Source organism: Novosphingobium oxfordense (genome assembly GCF_044029435.1).
In the GTDB taxonomy this organism is placed as follows: Bacteria; Pseudomonadota; Alphaproteobacteria; order Sphingomonadales; family Sphingomonadaceae; genus Novosphingobium.
Genome location: NZ_CP147008.1, coordinates 1,986,309 through 1,999,290, shown reverse-complemented (window position 1 = coordinate 1,999,290; position 12,982 = coordinate 1,986,309). Strand labels below are relative to the sequence as shown.

At 63.2% G+C, this 12,982-nt stretch carries 14 protein-coding genes; 3 read left to right on the top strand and 11 right to left on the bottom strand.

Annotation, left to right across the window (positions count from 1 at the left end; all coding sequences use genetic code 11):
* Positions 1-7: 7 nt before the first annotated feature.
* Together WBP07_RS31325 and WBP07_RS31320 are read right to left on the bottom strand one after the other, a co-directional pair.
* Complete coding sequence (locus tag WBP07_RS31325; RefSeq protein WP_395397150.1) at positions 8-865, bottom strand: TIGR03620 family F420-dependent LLM class oxidoreductase; 858 nt, start codon at positions 863-865, stop codon at positions 8-10.
* 29 nt (positions 866-894) lie between these two features.
* Positions 895-1,089, bottom strand: coding sequence for a hypothetical protein (locus WBP07_RS31320; protein WP_395397149.1), 195 nt, complete (start codon positions 1,087-1,089; stop codon positions 895-897).
* A 95-nt stretch (positions 1,090-1,184) separates the two neighbouring features.
* Here WBP07_RS31320 and WBP07_RS31315 point away from each other — a divergent pair, with 95 nt between their 5' ends.
* Positions 1,185-3,248, top strand: coding sequence for a prolyl oligopeptidase family protein (locus WBP07_RS31315; protein WP_395397148.1), 2,064 nt, complete (start codon positions 1,185-1,187; stop codon positions 3,246-3,248).
* Positions 3,249-3,321: 73 nt separating this feature from the next.
* Here the strand turns inward: WBP07_RS31315 and WBP07_RS31310 are convergent, their stop codons facing one another.
* From WBP07_RS31310 to WBP07_RS31300, 3 genes are all read right to left on the bottom strand, one after another.
* Positions 3,322-3,921, bottom strand: a complete 600-nt coding sequence (locus WBP07_RS31310) for a hypothetical protein (RefSeq protein WP_395397147.1) — start codon at positions 3,919-3,921, stop codon at positions 3,322-3,324.
* A 181-nt stretch (positions 3,922-4,102) separates the two neighbouring features.
* Positions 4,103-5,200: an NAD(P)/FAD-dependent oxidoreductase gene (locus tag WBP07_RS31305; protein ID WP_395397146.1), complete on the bottom strand. Its 1,098-nt coding sequence runs from the start codon at positions 5,198-5,200 to the stop codon at positions 4,103-4,105.
* A 238-nt stretch (positions 5,201-5,438) separates the two neighbouring features.
* Positions 5,439-5,624 (bottom strand): hypothetical protein, encoded by a 186-nt coding sequence (locus WBP07_RS31300; protein WP_395397145.1) that lies wholly within the window; start codon positions 5,622-5,624, stop codon positions 5,439-5,441.
* 503 nt (positions 5,625-6,127) lie between these two features.
* On the opposite strand from WBP07_RS31300, the gene WBP07_RS31295 reads away from it, so the two are divergent.
* Positions 6,128-6,589: a hypothetical protein gene (locus WBP07_RS31295; protein ID WP_395397144.1), complete on the top strand. Its 462-nt coding sequence runs from the start codon at positions 6,128-6,130 to the stop codon at positions 6,587-6,589.
* Positions 6,590-6,663: 74 nt separating this feature from the next.
* The gene (locus tag WBP07_RS31290; protein ID WP_395397143.1) at positions 6,664-7,026 is read left to right on the top strand and encodes a hypothetical protein; all 363 of its coding nucleotides are present in this window, start codon (positions 6,664-6,666) and stop codon (positions 7,024-7,026) included.
* Positions 7,027-7,131: 105 nt separating this feature from the next.
* Here the strand turns inward: WBP07_RS31290 and WBP07_RS31285 are convergent, their stop codons facing one another.
* The 6 genes from WBP07_RS31285 to WBP07_RS31260 form a co-directional block, all read right to left on the bottom strand.
* Complete coding sequence (locus WBP07_RS31285) at positions 7,132-8,472, bottom strand: amidohydrolase family protein (RefSeq protein ID WP_395397142.1); 1,341 nt, start codon at positions 8,470-8,472, stop codon at positions 7,132-7,134.
* A 502-nt stretch (positions 8,473-8,974) separates the two neighbouring features.
* Positions 8,975-9,952 carry a response regulator gene (locus WBP07_RS31280; protein WP_395397141.1) on the bottom strand — a complete coding sequence of 326 codons (978 nt, stop codon included), beginning with the start codon at positions 9,950-9,952 and terminating at the stop codon, positions 8,975-8,977.
* A 61-nt stretch (positions 9,953-10,013) separates the two neighbouring features.
* The gene (locus WBP07_RS31275; RefSeq protein WP_395397140.1) at positions 10,014-10,445 is read right to left on the bottom strand and encodes a hypothetical protein; all 432 of its coding nucleotides are present in this window, start codon (positions 10,443-10,445) and stop codon (positions 10,014-10,016) included.
* Between the two features lie 31 nt (positions 10,446-10,476).
* The gene (locus tag WBP07_RS31270; protein WP_395397139.1) at positions 10,477-10,914 is read right to left on the bottom strand and encodes a TadE/TadG family type IV pilus assembly protein; all 438 of its coding nucleotides are present in this window, start codon (positions 10,912-10,914) and stop codon (positions 10,477-10,479) included.
* Between the two features lie 20 nt (positions 10,915-10,934).
* Positions 10,935-11,099: a Flp family type IVb pilin gene (locus WBP07_RS31265; protein ID WP_395397138.1), complete on the bottom strand. Its 165-nt coding sequence runs from the start codon at positions 11,097-11,099 to the stop codon at positions 10,935-10,937.
* 74 nt (positions 11,100-11,173) lie between these two features.
* Entirely contained in the window at positions 11,174-12,970 is a 1,797-nt protein-coding gene (locus tag WBP07_RS31260; protein ID WP_395397137.1) for a hypothetical protein, read from the bottom strand.
* Positions 12,971-12,982: the final 12 nt, after the last annotated feature.

Genomic DNA, 12,982 nt, shown 5'->3' with positions numbered 1-12,982 from the left:
GACCGTGCTAGGCCGTGAGGACGCCAGCCATGGCGCGCCACACCGCCAGCGGAGCGTCGATTTCCAGCCCCTTCCCGGTGGTCGCCTGCACGCAGACGTGATCGGCCCCCGCCGCCCAATGCTGATCGAGCCGCGCCGCAATCGCGGCCTCGTCACCCCAGGCGAACAGGCTGTCCACCAGGCGATCGCTCATCGCATCGATCTCTTCCACGCTGAAACCGAGCCGGAGCCAGCTGTTCCGATAGTTCGGATACTGAAGGTAGTGCGAAAGCGCGCCGCGCGCCTTTTCGCGGGCGCTGGCCGGATCGCTATCCAGCACGATGCCCTGTTCGGGGGCCAGCACGCTACCCTGCCCAAGCACTTCGCGCGCCGCCTTGGTATGGTCCGGCGAGATGAGGTAGGGATGGATGCCTGCAGACCGATCGCGCGCGAGTACCTGCATCTTGGGGCCGAGCGCAGCAAGGCAGCGCGCCCCAGCCGGCAAACCCTCTGCATCGAGGCGATCCAGCCAGGATGTCATCGCCGAGAGCGGCCGTTCGTAAGCCTGCCCCACCAGATGGGCGTGGCTGACGCCAAGGCCCAGGAATACCCGCTCTTGCCGGGCATCGGGAAGCTTCTTCCACCACGATGCGATCTCCGCCGGGTCATGCATCCAGATGTTGAGAATGCCCGTCGCGATGGTGACTTTCTGCGTCGCGTCCAGCAGCCGATCGATATCGCCCGTGATGTCGCCGCCCACGCCGCCGGGGATCCAGAGCGTGCCATAACCAAGCTCGTCAAGCTCCGCAGCGGCCGCGCCGGCCTGCTTCGCGTCCCCGAACCGCAGTTCCATCGACCACACGCCGATCCGTCCAAGCGATGGCATTCGTGTTTCTCCCCTAGCGTTCGGCGCGCTCAATCCGCCCGGCGCCATTCGTAAAGCAGATCGTCTTCGGGATGGAGACGGATGTCCAACGCCCACGCGGTATCGCTTCGGCCGCAGGCGGCAGGCAGCAGGCGGTGCGAATGGCTGCATTCCGGACCATGCGCACTTTTCCACGCGGCCGGCAGCCGGCATTCGTTGCCAATGGCTTGCCTGGTATCCGTCATGCGCTAGTCTCCCCTCTCGGATTTTCGGGGGGCCTATCTTGAAGTTCTCGTCGCGCTGCGCGCTTGCCATCATTGCCTTGCTGAGTTTCACGCCCATGCCATCCACAGCTTCCCCCGCGCCCGCCGACCCTCGCGACCCGCCCGATCCGTGGATCTGGCTGGAGGACCTTGACGGGGCCCGCGCGATGGACTGGGTGAAATCTCACAATGCCACGACCGAAAAGCGGCTGGAAGCCGACCCGCGCTACGCCGCCTTCTATGACAAGGCGCTGGCGATCTTCGGTGCGACTGACCGTATTCCCGCGCCTCGTTTCCTGAACGGGCAGATCTTCAACTTCTGGGAAGACGAGCAGCACCTGCGCGGCATCTGGCGGCGGACCACGCTCGACGATTACCGCACCGCGCAGCCGCATTGGGAAACGGTTCTCGATTTCGACGCGCTGGGCAAGGCGGAAGGCAGGAGCTGGGTCTACAAGGGCGCGGACTGCCTTGAACCCGAACAGCGGCTCTGCCTCGTTTCGCTTTCCGATGGCGGTGAGGATGCGGTGGAAGTCCGCGAATTCGATCTCGCCTCGAAAAGCTTCGTGCAAGGCGGGTTCCACATCCCACGGGCCAAACAGGGCATCGCCTGGGAAGATGCCAATCACCTGCTGGTCGCCACCGAATGGACGCCGGGCGACATGACCGCCTCGCTCTATCCCTATGTGATCAAGCGGGTGACCCGCGGCCGCCCGCTTTCCGAAGCCGTGGAGATATTCCGGGGAGAGAAAAGCGACGTCGGCACCTTCCCCGGCGTGCTGCACGACGGGCAGGGACGCACGCTGAAGATCATTTCGCGCGCGATCGACTTCTTCCACCAGCAGAGCCTGATCATCGGCACCGACGGCAAGGTGCACGAACTGGCCATGCCGCAAAAGGTATCGGTGGCGGCACTGGTCGCCGGACAGGTCGTTTTCAGCCTGGACGAAGCCTGGGGCGATCTTCCCGCCGGATCCGTGGCCACCGCACCGCTGGACGAAGTGCTGGCCCATCCCGATGCGATCAAGCCGCGCCTCGCCTGGCAACCCGGCCCGCGTGAGGCGCTGGAGACGGTCTCCACCACGCGTGATCGCCTGCTCCTTTCCGTGCTGGACAATGTGAACGGCCGGCTGCTGGCACTGGCGCCGTCCGGCAATGGCGGGTGGACCACCGAGACGCTGCCGCTGCCCGATGGAATGGCCCTCAACCTCGGCTCACCCGACTCGCGCAGCGACCTTACGTTTGCTTCTGCCGAGGGTTTCACCACGCCCAGCACGCTGTTCCTGGTCGATGCCGCCGGGCGCAGCGCCAAGCCGGTCAAGAGCCTGCCCGCCCGCTTCGATGCGACGGGCCTCATCGTCGAACAGCGTGAGGCCAAGTCTACCGACGGCACGGCGATCCCCTACTTCATCGTCCACCGCAAGGACATCCCGCTGGACGGTTCGACGCCGGTCCTCCTCAACGCCTATGGCGGCTTTCAATCGAGTTCGACGCCGTTCTATGCCAGCGTTTACGGCAAGCTCTGGCTGGAACGCGGCGGCGCCTTCGCGCTCGCCAATATCCGTGGCGGCGGCGAATTCGGGCCGAAATGGCATGAGGCCGCGCTCAAGACCAAGCGGCAGGTCGCCTACGACGATTTCGCCAGCGTGGCGCGCGACATGATCACGCGCAAGATCACCTCCCCCCGGCGGTTGGGGATCATCGGCGGCTCTAACGGAGGGCTGCTGATGGGCGTGGAAATGACGCAGTTCCCCGAACTCTATCACGCGGTGGTGATCGAAGTGCCGCTGCTAGACATGATCCGCATCGACAAGATCGCCGCCGGGGCAAGCTGGCAGGGCGAATATGGCGACGTTACGACCGATGCCGAAGCGCGTGCGTTCTGGCTGAAGACATCGCCCTATCACGCGCTGCGCAAGGACGGGAACTATCCCGAACCCTACATCTTCACCACCACGCGCGACGACCGCGTGGGGCCGCAGCATGCGCGCAAGTTCGCCGCGCGCATGGAAGAGCTGGGCCTGCCCTTCTACTTCTACGAAAATACCGAGGGCGGCCACGGTTCGGGCGCGGACATCCGCCAGTCCGCCAAGACCACCGCGCTCTGGATGACGTACCTGACGCAGAAACTGATGGACTGAACGGCCGGCGGCACAAACGAACGCGGCCCTGGATCACCGGGCCGCGTTCGCGACAATCACTCAAAACCGTCGATTACTTGCCAAGCACCTTGGGCGTCTGCGACCGGACTTCGGCCAGCAGGACGGCAAGATGCTGCTCTGCCTCGGCGGCATCGGCCTGCGGATAGGCGGCGGTCATCCTGCCGCTCCAGCGGCCGTAATTCACGGTCGTCAGGCTGAAGCGCCAGGGCTGGTTATCGCGGAACCCGTTGAAGGTTCCGCGATAGGCGTCCAGGCTGGGATTGTTCGGAATCTTCACCGGACCCTCGGCGGCGACCGAAGGCGCGGAGAAGTGCGACATCGCCGCCTGCCGCATGATCACGTAGTGATCGCGCGCGGACATGTCTTCAATCTGCACGACAGCGAAACGCACCAGCAGGTGGTCCTTTCCGCCTTTCAACGGATGATCGTAGCTGATCGCCACGTACTGCCCGCTGGGATCGGTGGCCTGTTCCTTCAGCCGCGTGAAGCCCTTGAACCGGGCGGGAAAGCGCAGACCGCTTGCGACGTGGATCAGGGTGGTTCCATCCGGCGCGAAGGAGAACCCCTCCGGTACCTCACCCGATGCCGGTTGCGCCATCGCTATGCCGGGCGCCAGAACCCCTACCGGTGCGGCAAGCAGAAGTCCGAGCATCGCAAACGAAAAATGCCTGGAAGAAAGCATCATGCGTGTTCCTGTGACTGAAAAAGGTACGGCGAATGGCGATCGTTATGCGGCCCGGAACGGTCGATCGTGCTTTCTGTTCTCGCGCCGAGAATACGGTAGAACGCGCTGAGGTCTAACAGTTTTCGCGGAGCCCGTCGAAAACGCCGCATCAAGGCTTGCCGATCATTGCGGAGACCTGCGCCCCGATGGCGAGCGAGGCAGTCAGCCCCGGCGATTCAATTCCGAAGAGATTGACCAACCCGGAAAGGCCATGGGCCTCTTCCCCCTGCAGCACGAAGTCCCGCGTCGCCATTCCGGGACCGGCCAGCTTGGGCCGGATGCCGGCATAGGAGGGCTGCAGCCGGTCTTCCTCGGCATCGGGCCAGATGCGGCGCGCGGCTGCCAGAAATTCAGGCTTCAACGCGGGATCGACCGTATAGTCGATATCTTCCACCCAGTGAATGTCTGGCCCGAAACGCGCCTGTCCGCCAAGGTCCAGCGTGAAGTGGGTGCCGAGGCTCGCCGGGCCCGGAACCGGATAGATCAGCCGGGTGAAGGGCACGCGCCCGGCGTAGGAAAAATAGCACCCCTTGGCATAGTGAAGCGGAGGCACCAGCGCCGGGTCGAGAGCGTCTATCGTGCTTGCCAGATCCTGTGCACCAAGGCCCGCTGCATTGACGACGACGGGCGCCTCCAGTTCGGTTTCGCCGATCCGCATCCGCCAGCGGGAGCCGATGCGCGTGATACTGCTGACGGCGGCATCGCATACCAGCATCGCGCCATGCGCCTCCGCCTCACCCAGCAGCGCCAGCATCAAGTCGTGCTGGTCGACGATCCCGCTCGACGGGGAATGGATGGCCCCCACGCAGGTCAGTTCCGGCTCTATCGCGCGGGCATCGGCGGGCGAGAGGCGCACGAGATCGTCCACTCCGGCGGCAGCGCCGCGCGCCATCACCGCGTCGAGCGCGGGCAGTTCCGACTCTGTCGTGGCGACGATCAGCTTGCCGCAGCGCCGGTGGGGAACGCCGTGCCTCTCGCAAAAGTCGTAGAGAAGATGGCGGCCCTGCACGCACAGCCGGGCCTTGAGCGAACCGTCGGGATAGTAGAGCCCGGCGTGGATGACGCCGCTGTTGCGGGAAGAGGTAATGGTGCCGAATTGCCGCTCACGCTCAAGGACAACCACCTCGTGCCCCTCAAGCGCCAGCGCACGCGCGACCGCCAGGCCGACTACCCCTGCCCCCACGACGATCGCGCCAACTTGATCCATTCCATAGCGTTAGCGCACAGGCCGCCGATTTCCTATCCCGCGATTTTTCGGTCCAGCATGTCGTGTCGCGGTGTAGAGCGTGTTGAGCAGCGGGCGATCAGGTTGACAGAGGTCACCTGTTCAATCCTGCGCAGGATCATGAAGTCAAAGCTCCGGATGCCCAGTAGTGAGACGGCAATGGCCGCTGCGGAACTTCCATCACCGAAGAACGGGAAGAACTTGCCGAAAGCGGTACCGATCAGCCCCAGTAGAACAGGTTTCCAAGTATCGACCCAAGCCGATAGCGGAATGCGGACAGAAACCCCATGTAATCGCCGAAGCCCGCCTTCGCGAATGCAAAGACACCTGGGTCGATATCCGGCTTCCGTATTGCGCGGGTCTGAAAGACCCGCGCCAGCGCACACATTCCGGTGCCGACGACCATCGAAGTCGCGGGATCCGAAACGGACTGATCCGATCCCGTAACGGGCATCCAATCGTCAATCTCCGCAACGGGGCCGAAGCCTGAAACCGGCCGAATTCCGCGCGGGCGGATGCATACTGTCCACTAACGCGGATATCCCGGGCGCTCCCGATGCCGCGCAAGCCTGCCAGCGCCCTCGCGCCGATAATAACATACCGCGATGGCGGGAAACTGTGGGGGAGGCAACGAGCGGCATGGGCATCCTCCTGACCACCCTTCGCGCGCAGGTGATTTTCGATGAATGCGGCGTGATTCGAAGAAATAAAGCAATATTCTCACAGTCCTTTCTATGATTGCGCCATGGTGTTATACGATCTGACGATCAATTCGTGCGAGTCGCGTGACTTATTTGCGTTGGCTAACTTGCAGCGCACAAGTTGTTCGCTGGACGGACTGGGATGCAAAAGCGTCAGCCGCCATAGGATGCCACCGCCGTATTCATTCATTCTGGTAGGGATGAAATCATGAAAACGCTTGGAATCACTTTCGCATGCGCCACGATTTCCGTTGTAATTCTGGGCGGTTGCACACCGAAGCCCGGTGTATCCTCCTTCTCCCAGAACGAAGTGGGGCAGGTTGCGCAAGTACAGTTCGGACAAGTCACAGCGATCCGCCCCGTTGATATTCGGCCCGGCGAAACCCGGTTGGGCACGCTCACCGGCGGCGCGCTGGGTGCGATTGGCGGCAGCCAGATCGGCAGCAGCGCTGCGGCGAATGTCGCCGGCGGTGTGGCTGGCGCGGTCGTCGGCGGTGCGGTCGGCAGCGCGCTTCAAGGCTCATCCCGCACGGCGGGCATCGAGATTACCCTTCACCTCGATTCCGGCGATGACGTAGCTATCGTGCAGCCCGGCGACCCCCGGGACTTCCGCGTCGGCGATCGCGTGCGACTGTCCGGCACGTCAGAGAACGCCCGTGTGACCCACTGATCCACCGGATCGGCCCCGCATTCCATTATCGAGAAAGCGATTGCGCGACCGTCCCCCCAAGGAAGGAGTAGTCAATGCCGTTCCATCTTTCCAAGATCGCCAAAGCAGCCGCAGCGCCGGTTGCCCTTGCCGTGATGGTTTCTTCCGTACCCGCGATGGCAGCCGCGCCCTCGGCATTCGAACGGGCAATGCTCGCCCAGCTCGATGCCCCGACCCGCGCCGCAGTGGAAAAGCGCGCCGTCGGCGGAAACACCGTCTCCGGCGTGATCGGTACGACATTGCTGAACAACTATTATGCGGCCGGGGCCAGGAAGCCCGGGGAAGCATTGAACGTGGTGGCCGTCGACTTCGCGCGCGGAACGGTGGTATTTCGGCGATCGGCGAATGTCTTCGAAGTACAGCGCTTCGATCCCCGAACGCTTCACATGCAACGCTGAGCAGCCATTCGAGGCAAAGCCCCGATGCGTTTGCAGAGGGAGCGTCGAAAATAGAATGGGGGCGCTGGCGACAGCGCCCCCATTCTCATACCCACGCACTGTAACTCAGTGCGCCAGTGTATTCTTGTAGATCTTGCCGTCCTTCATGATCATCACGAAGGACTTGTCCGGATCAGCGACCAACTTGATGTTCTGGATGGGATCGCCATCCACCAACAAAAGGTCCGCCAGCGCGCCTTCCTGAACGACGCCGATGTGGTTCGGGTAATAGGGATCACGCTTGCCGGACATTTCCAGCAGTTCGGCATTGGTACCAGTGGCCATGGCCAGCACTTCGGCCGGGCTGTACCACCGGACCAGTGAAGCCAGAATGGCCCCCTGCATCCGGGCGAGTTCGGCCGAAAACAGCACGTCCGTCCCGAACGCGGTCTTCAGATGATACTTCCTTGCCAACTGATATGTCCGGTCGATACCCGGCCAGACTTCGTCGGCCTTTTCACGCTGCGTGGTGCCTTCCGGGAACGCCTGCCGCAATTCATCGGGCAGCGGCTGCGTGCTCAGCCAGATGCCCTTCTCGGCCATCAGCTTCGCGGTTGCGTCATCCATCAGGTAGCCATGTTCGATGCACTTCACACCGGCGGAGATCGCCTGCCGTATCGCCGGGACAGTGAAGGCATGAACGGTAACGTAGGTGCCCCAGTTCTCCGCCGCTTCGACGGCCGCACGCACTTCGGGTTCCGTGAAAGTCACCGCGTCGATCGGGCTGAAGGGCGACGACACGCCGCCACCGGCCGTCAGCTTGATCTGCGAAGCGCCCTGCATAAGCTGCTCACGCGTGCGCAGGCGCACCTCGTCCGGGCTGTCGGCCACGGCGCTGCCGCCCAATTCCTCCATGCGGGCGAGCTGGCCCTGGCTGCGCGGCAATTCGGACAGCTGGCGAAAATCGCCGTGGCCGCTGGTCACCGTGATCATCGCGCCGGACGGGAAGATGCGCGGCCCAGAAACGATCCCGTCATCGATCGCCTGCTTGAGGCCGAAAACGGGCCCGCCAACATCGCGAATGGTCGTAAAGCCACGCATCAGCGTTGCCTGGGCCTCTGCCGCGCCGAGAATGTTGGTATAGCCGACATCGCCGAAAATCATCTGTTCCGGCGTGCCGCGGATCAGCATCGCATGCCAGTGCGCGTCGATCAGCCCAGGCATCAATGTGCGCCCGCCACCATCGATCACCAGCCCGCCGGCCGGTGCGGAAATGGCATCCCGCGAAATGCGCGTAATGATGTTGCCGTGGATCAGGACATTGGAAGGGGCGGAAAGTACAGGCGCCTTCCCGTCGAAAATGCGCACGTTCTGGATGACGATGTCCGTCGGTGCGCTTGGCGGGGCAGTCGTCTGGGCCGAGGCGGCTGGCATGCCGCCCAGGTTCAGCAGCATCACCCCCGCCATGGCCGCGCACCATAACGGTCGCCTTGCCTTACGGTCCAATCCAATCGAGATGCGAAGCATTCGAGACGTCACCATCATAACAGGCCCTCTCATCATCAAGTTTTCGCATTTTCCGGAATAGATGATTCTGCCGTAATATAATAGCCGCCCAAAATAGGCTTTCGGCCCATAACGATAACCCGGATGATGCCGCGCCTGTTTTCGGGCGGCATGATCGGTGGATTTTGGGAATTCAATACCGGCAAGCGCCACCCAACATGCCGGAGCACTTTGGATGGCGCAGAACATGTTCAACGAGCACTAGAGCATTTTCCGATCCGATTGCATCGGACCAGCTGCTCTAAGTTTTTGGTTTTCCACGTTTTCCGAGTCATCAAGTGATTCCACCTGATTAGAAAACGCTCTAGGGCATCCGACAGACGCCGGACATACCGCCATCGCGACGTTCAACGCCTGGTTCTGACGGAATGCCGGCCCCGGCCCCTCGATGGCCGCAGGGGTGTTATTGCCCCGCCATGGCCTTTCTGGCGCCCAGCTGTTCGGAAAGATAACTCGTCAACGGCTGTTCGAATTTCGGATTGATGGCCAGGAAATGCCGACGGCGATCGTGTTCGTCCGGCAACCGGCACAAGACCCCTTCCGCCACCAGGCGGCGGACCAGGCGCAGGGCCGTGCTCATCGGCGCGCCCGATGCAATGCAGGCGCTGGAAACGGCAACAAGGCGTCCTTCAATCTTGGCGAGCAGCAAGTCCAGCAGCATTTCCCAAGCCGGATCGCCGAACAGTTCGCCCCCGCCGATCTCCCGACGCTTGGCTTCCTTGCGCAGGATGTCGCGAATATAGACCGCCAGTTCGCCAGGCTCGTGGCTGCGTTCGATCCGAACCGTTGCTTGCGCCGGACCGATCGGCCCTTCCCCGGCATCGACGCCGCTACCCCGCGCCGACGGCTCGTCGAGCAATTGTGCCAGGCTGCGCAATTCATGGCTCAGGTCGCTGATCTTCCCCAGCAGGCCTTCCCGCGCGGCCGGTGTGTCGCGCAATCCCTTGGTGCGCTGCAAGGCGCGCCGCAGGTCCGCCTGCAGCACCGGCTTCTCCAGGAAATCGACTGCCGAAGCGCGCATCGCATCGATGGCGACATCCTTGCTGGCATAGCCGCTGACCATGATGAACTGCAGCCGCCGGCCGCGAATTTCAGCCTCGTGCGCAAGGTCGTAGATCAGCGAGATCCCGTCCTGCCCCGGCATGTTGTAGTCCACGATCGCGATCGCGACTTCGTGTGCGGCGTAAAGGCTTTCCGCCTCGCACGGACTGTTCGCGACGATCGGCACATACCCCATCGTGCGAAGACTGAATGCGCATTCCGCGCACCAGTCGGCATCGTCGTCGACGATCAGGACGGTTTCGCCGGAAACGCTGTCGACGATTTCCTCTTCCGCAGGACGATTGGCCACGCCACCCGTGGGATCGAGAATTGCACCCAATCTTGTCCGCCAGCTCGGTGTCATTTCATTCATGCAGCGTGACGACCTCCCAGAACTTGATCTAGGCAAGAAACATCAGTTGTCCCACCCCGACACAAAGTATCATAGCAGCAGCTACCGCACCGGTATCAGGCCTATGCGCGATGCCTTTCACCCTATGAAAGATTGCTATCGTGAATAGAACTGCTCCCGTTAGTGTTATCATAGCCAATGACCCGATTGTTCCGAGCCAGATTGCGCCCGATGACAGAAGTTTAATCTGTCCGCCGGTCAAGATTTGCAAACCAGTGGCGGATCGGATCGCAGAAACGCTCATCAAAAGCAGGATCAGGCAGGCCAAACCTGACCCAATATTCATCGCGGCGCCATCCAAACCATTGCAGGTGAACGCAAATAGGGCTCCAATCGTCGCAAGGATCGCATAAATGGCGGCCGGCGGGCGCCGTCCTTCCCAAGGCAAAACCACGATCGGCAATAAAAGCAGGATGAGCACGGCAAGGCGTAGACTAGCCACACCATCCATCTCAATAACCTCCGTTAATTACTGAGACACTCGCAGTAAGGTTCGGTGACGGCAGCGGTACCAGCTTGCCGTAACGCATGATCGGGCTGCTGCTCATGTCGTAGCGCACTTCCACCTTGAAGACGCCGGTACCGTCCACGCTTGCAGAGATCACCGGATCGCTGCTGCCGCCAAGGATCGTGCTGTAGTTTTTCATCACCGCTGCCGCGCGCGCGGTTGCCAGGCTTGTCCGCTCGCTGGTGGACAGGCCGGCAACCGCGGCGCGCGCACCTTCCGATGCCGCCTGGCGCACGCCAATCAGGGCGCTGAAGTAGATCGAGTAGATGATGATGCCGAATGCAAGGAGCAGCAGTGCCGGAGCCAGAAAAGCGAACTCCAGCGCTGCCATCCCTTGCGTGCATCCCAGCAATCGACCGATGGCGCGGGCCGACGTGCGCATCGCGTGACGCTCCCCGAAGGTCAGAAGAGGTTAGCGAACGCGTTGCTGAGATTTTTTGTGAAATCCTCCCCCACGGCGGAAATCGCGGCCACCACGATACCGCCGAGCACGGCGTATTCCACGGCGGTAAGCCCGCGTTCGTCGGTCTTGAGGCGGATTAGGAAGTTGAGAACCATGTCCTTCATCGGATTTCTCCCCATTTGCCTCCATTGCCTTCCCGGTGCTGCGTGGAGGCGGCGCGGCACCGGATCTCGCGATGTTAGATCAGCACGGGAACGCCGCAGCGCGCGCCGGTGACCCACACGGTGTTATGGCCAAGCTGGATTCCGAGCGCCGCAAGCACACGGTCGAGCAGAGGATCCACGACCGTGCCAACCACTCCGGTGACCGGATCGAGCAGAGTGGAAAGTAGCTGCTGGCGCACCGGCGTGCTGTCGCAAAGGAGCGGGCCGCAGAGCTGGAGGACCTTGATCTGCAATCCGTTGGGCGCCATCAGGCTGTCCGTAAGCGTGCTCAGCAGCGGGGCGACTTGCGCGGTGTTGCCCACGCTGGCAGGCATGCCCGGCACCGATGGCGTACCGATCGTGCCTGCACCGCCCGGCCCGAACACCATCGTGGCGTTCTGCGCGCCGACAACCGGCTGGACGATGGCCCGGGCATCCACGGTGAGGAGGCCCAGCACATCGACGATCCGCGCCTGCTGCACATCCTGGTCCCGGATTTCGGGCATCGCGCGGCTGACGGCATTGGCGGGAACCGTGCCGATATAAGCATTGACCAGCCCGGAATAAGCAGAGACCGTGACCCGCGTATCGCTCGACTGTTCGGCCGAGTTCGCGCAATCGATCGACGCGATCTCCGCGCCCGCCGCCTCCACATCCACCAGTATCGGCAGTTGGACCCGCACGGGGCTGCCCAGCAAGGGAATCTTGCCGGTGTCGACATTGATCTGCAGCCGTACCTCGGCCGTGCCGGCCCGCGTCTCGCCTGCCGGGCCGAACGAAAAGCGCGGGCGATCGCCCAGCCCCGTGGCCACTGCCGCCACCCTCACGGTCGCGGCGGGAAGGGCCAGTTGCACAAGGTTGGACAAGTCGATCGCCGCCGGGCCGGACTGTACGGCGTAGGATATCAGCTGATAGGCGTTCAGCCCTGCGCGCAGCGCCGGCTTCACGTTCGCCTCGCCCACCGGCATGTTCTTCCATACGCCCAAGCCGAACAGGCCCGACAGCGGCACCTTGTAGCCATTGCCGACTTGCCCGGCGAAGGAGCGCAAGCCCGCCTGCGTGGCCGCGCTGGGGCTGGCGCTTGCGGCCGCGAGCGCGATGTCCTGCAAACCGTAGGAGCCTTGCACCAGTTCTCCGTAAGTACCGGTCTTCCCGATACGGGCGGCCAGTGCATCGAAGAACAGGCCGGCATCGACGTCGCCCTGCATCATCCCTTCGATATCGGCGGTGGAAAGGCGCAGCTTGATGCCCAGCAACGCGCCGAGCAGATCGTTGACGACATTCACCAGCGGGTTGGAAACCGTCAGCAGGCCGGATGTGACGCCCAGCCCCGCCTCGTCGACCCGGGCCGCCGTTGCCGTGGCGGCAAGGTCCGGGACCGGACTCGCTTTGCCGAGGATGCCGGTGAGGAAGCGGCGACTGGCCTTGCCGGTCACGATCTTCACCGCCGTCGCCTGTCCATTGCCGGGGCAGCGCACGAATGTCGGATCAAAGCGAGCGGCCGAATCCAGCGCTGCATCGGCGCAATAGCGGCCGATCGTCACCGACTTGAGCACGGATGCGTCGTAGCCGTTCTTCACCAGATAGGCGCGGGCACGCGCATCGGCCTGCAGCGGGTCCATCGCGGCTGCGAGCGCCGCCGCTTCGGTCGCCGCGCGCAAATCCCGATTTCCAAGGTGGTAGAGCCCAACGTCGAGCGCGATCCCCGCCGTCGCCAGCAGCGAAACGCTGAGAACCGCCACGGCCGGGCCAACCACGCCGGAGCGATCGCCCGCCAGTCGCCTCCAGAACGGCGCGCTTGCGTTCGCGCACCGGAAGGGCCGCTGAAACATGGTGCGGGGCAT

Bases quoted from the DNA above. Each gene is read 5' to 3' on its own strand.
- WBP07_RS31325 (WP_395397150.1), bottom strand. From the start codon at position 865: ATGCCATCGCTTGGACGGATCGGCGTGTGGTCGATGGAACTGCGGTTC.
- WBP07_RS31320 (WP_395397149.1), bottom strand. From the start codon at position 1,089: ATGACGGATACCAGGCAAGCCATTGGCAACGAATGCCGGCTGCCGGCC.
- WBP07_RS31315 (WP_395397148.1), top strand. From the start codon at position 1,185: ATGCCATCCACAGCTTCCCCCGCGCCCGCCGACCCTCGCGACCCGCCC.
- WBP07_RS31310 (WP_395397147.1), bottom strand. From the start codon at position 3,921: ATGCTCGGACTTCTGCTTGCCGCACCGGTAGGGGTTCTGGCGCCCGGC.
- WBP07_RS31305 (WP_395397146.1), bottom strand. From the start codon at position 5,200: ATGGATCAAGTTGGCGCGATCGTCGTGGGGGCAGGGGTAGTCGGCCTG.
- WBP07_RS31300 (WP_395397145.1), bottom strand. From the start codon at position 5,624: ATGGTCGTCGGCACCGGAATGTGTGCGCTGGCGCGGGTCTTTCAGACC.
- WBP07_RS31295 (WP_395397144.1), top strand. From the start codon at position 6,128: ATGAAAACGCTTGGAATCACTTTCGCATGCGCCACGATTTCCGTTGTA.
- WBP07_RS31290 (WP_395397143.1), top strand. From the start codon at position 6,664: ATGCCGTTCCATCTTTCCAAGATCGCCAAAGCAGCCGCAGCGCCGGTT.
- WBP07_RS31285 (WP_395397142.1), bottom strand. From the start codon at position 8,472: ATGGCGGGGGTGATGCTGCTGAACCTGGGCGGCATGCCAGCCGCCTCG.
- WBP07_RS31270 (WP_395397139.1), bottom strand. From the start codon at position 10,914: ATGCGCACGTCGGCCCGCGCCATCGGTCGATTGCTGGGATGCACGCAA.
- WBP07_RS31265 (WP_395397138.1), bottom strand. From the start codon at position 11,099: ATGAAGGACATGGTTCTCAACTTCCTAATCCGCCTCAAGACCGACGAA.
- WBP07_RS31260 (WP_395397137.1), bottom strand. From the start codon at position 12,970: ATGTTTCAGCGGCCCTTCCGGTGCGCGAACGCAAGCGCGCCGTTCTGG.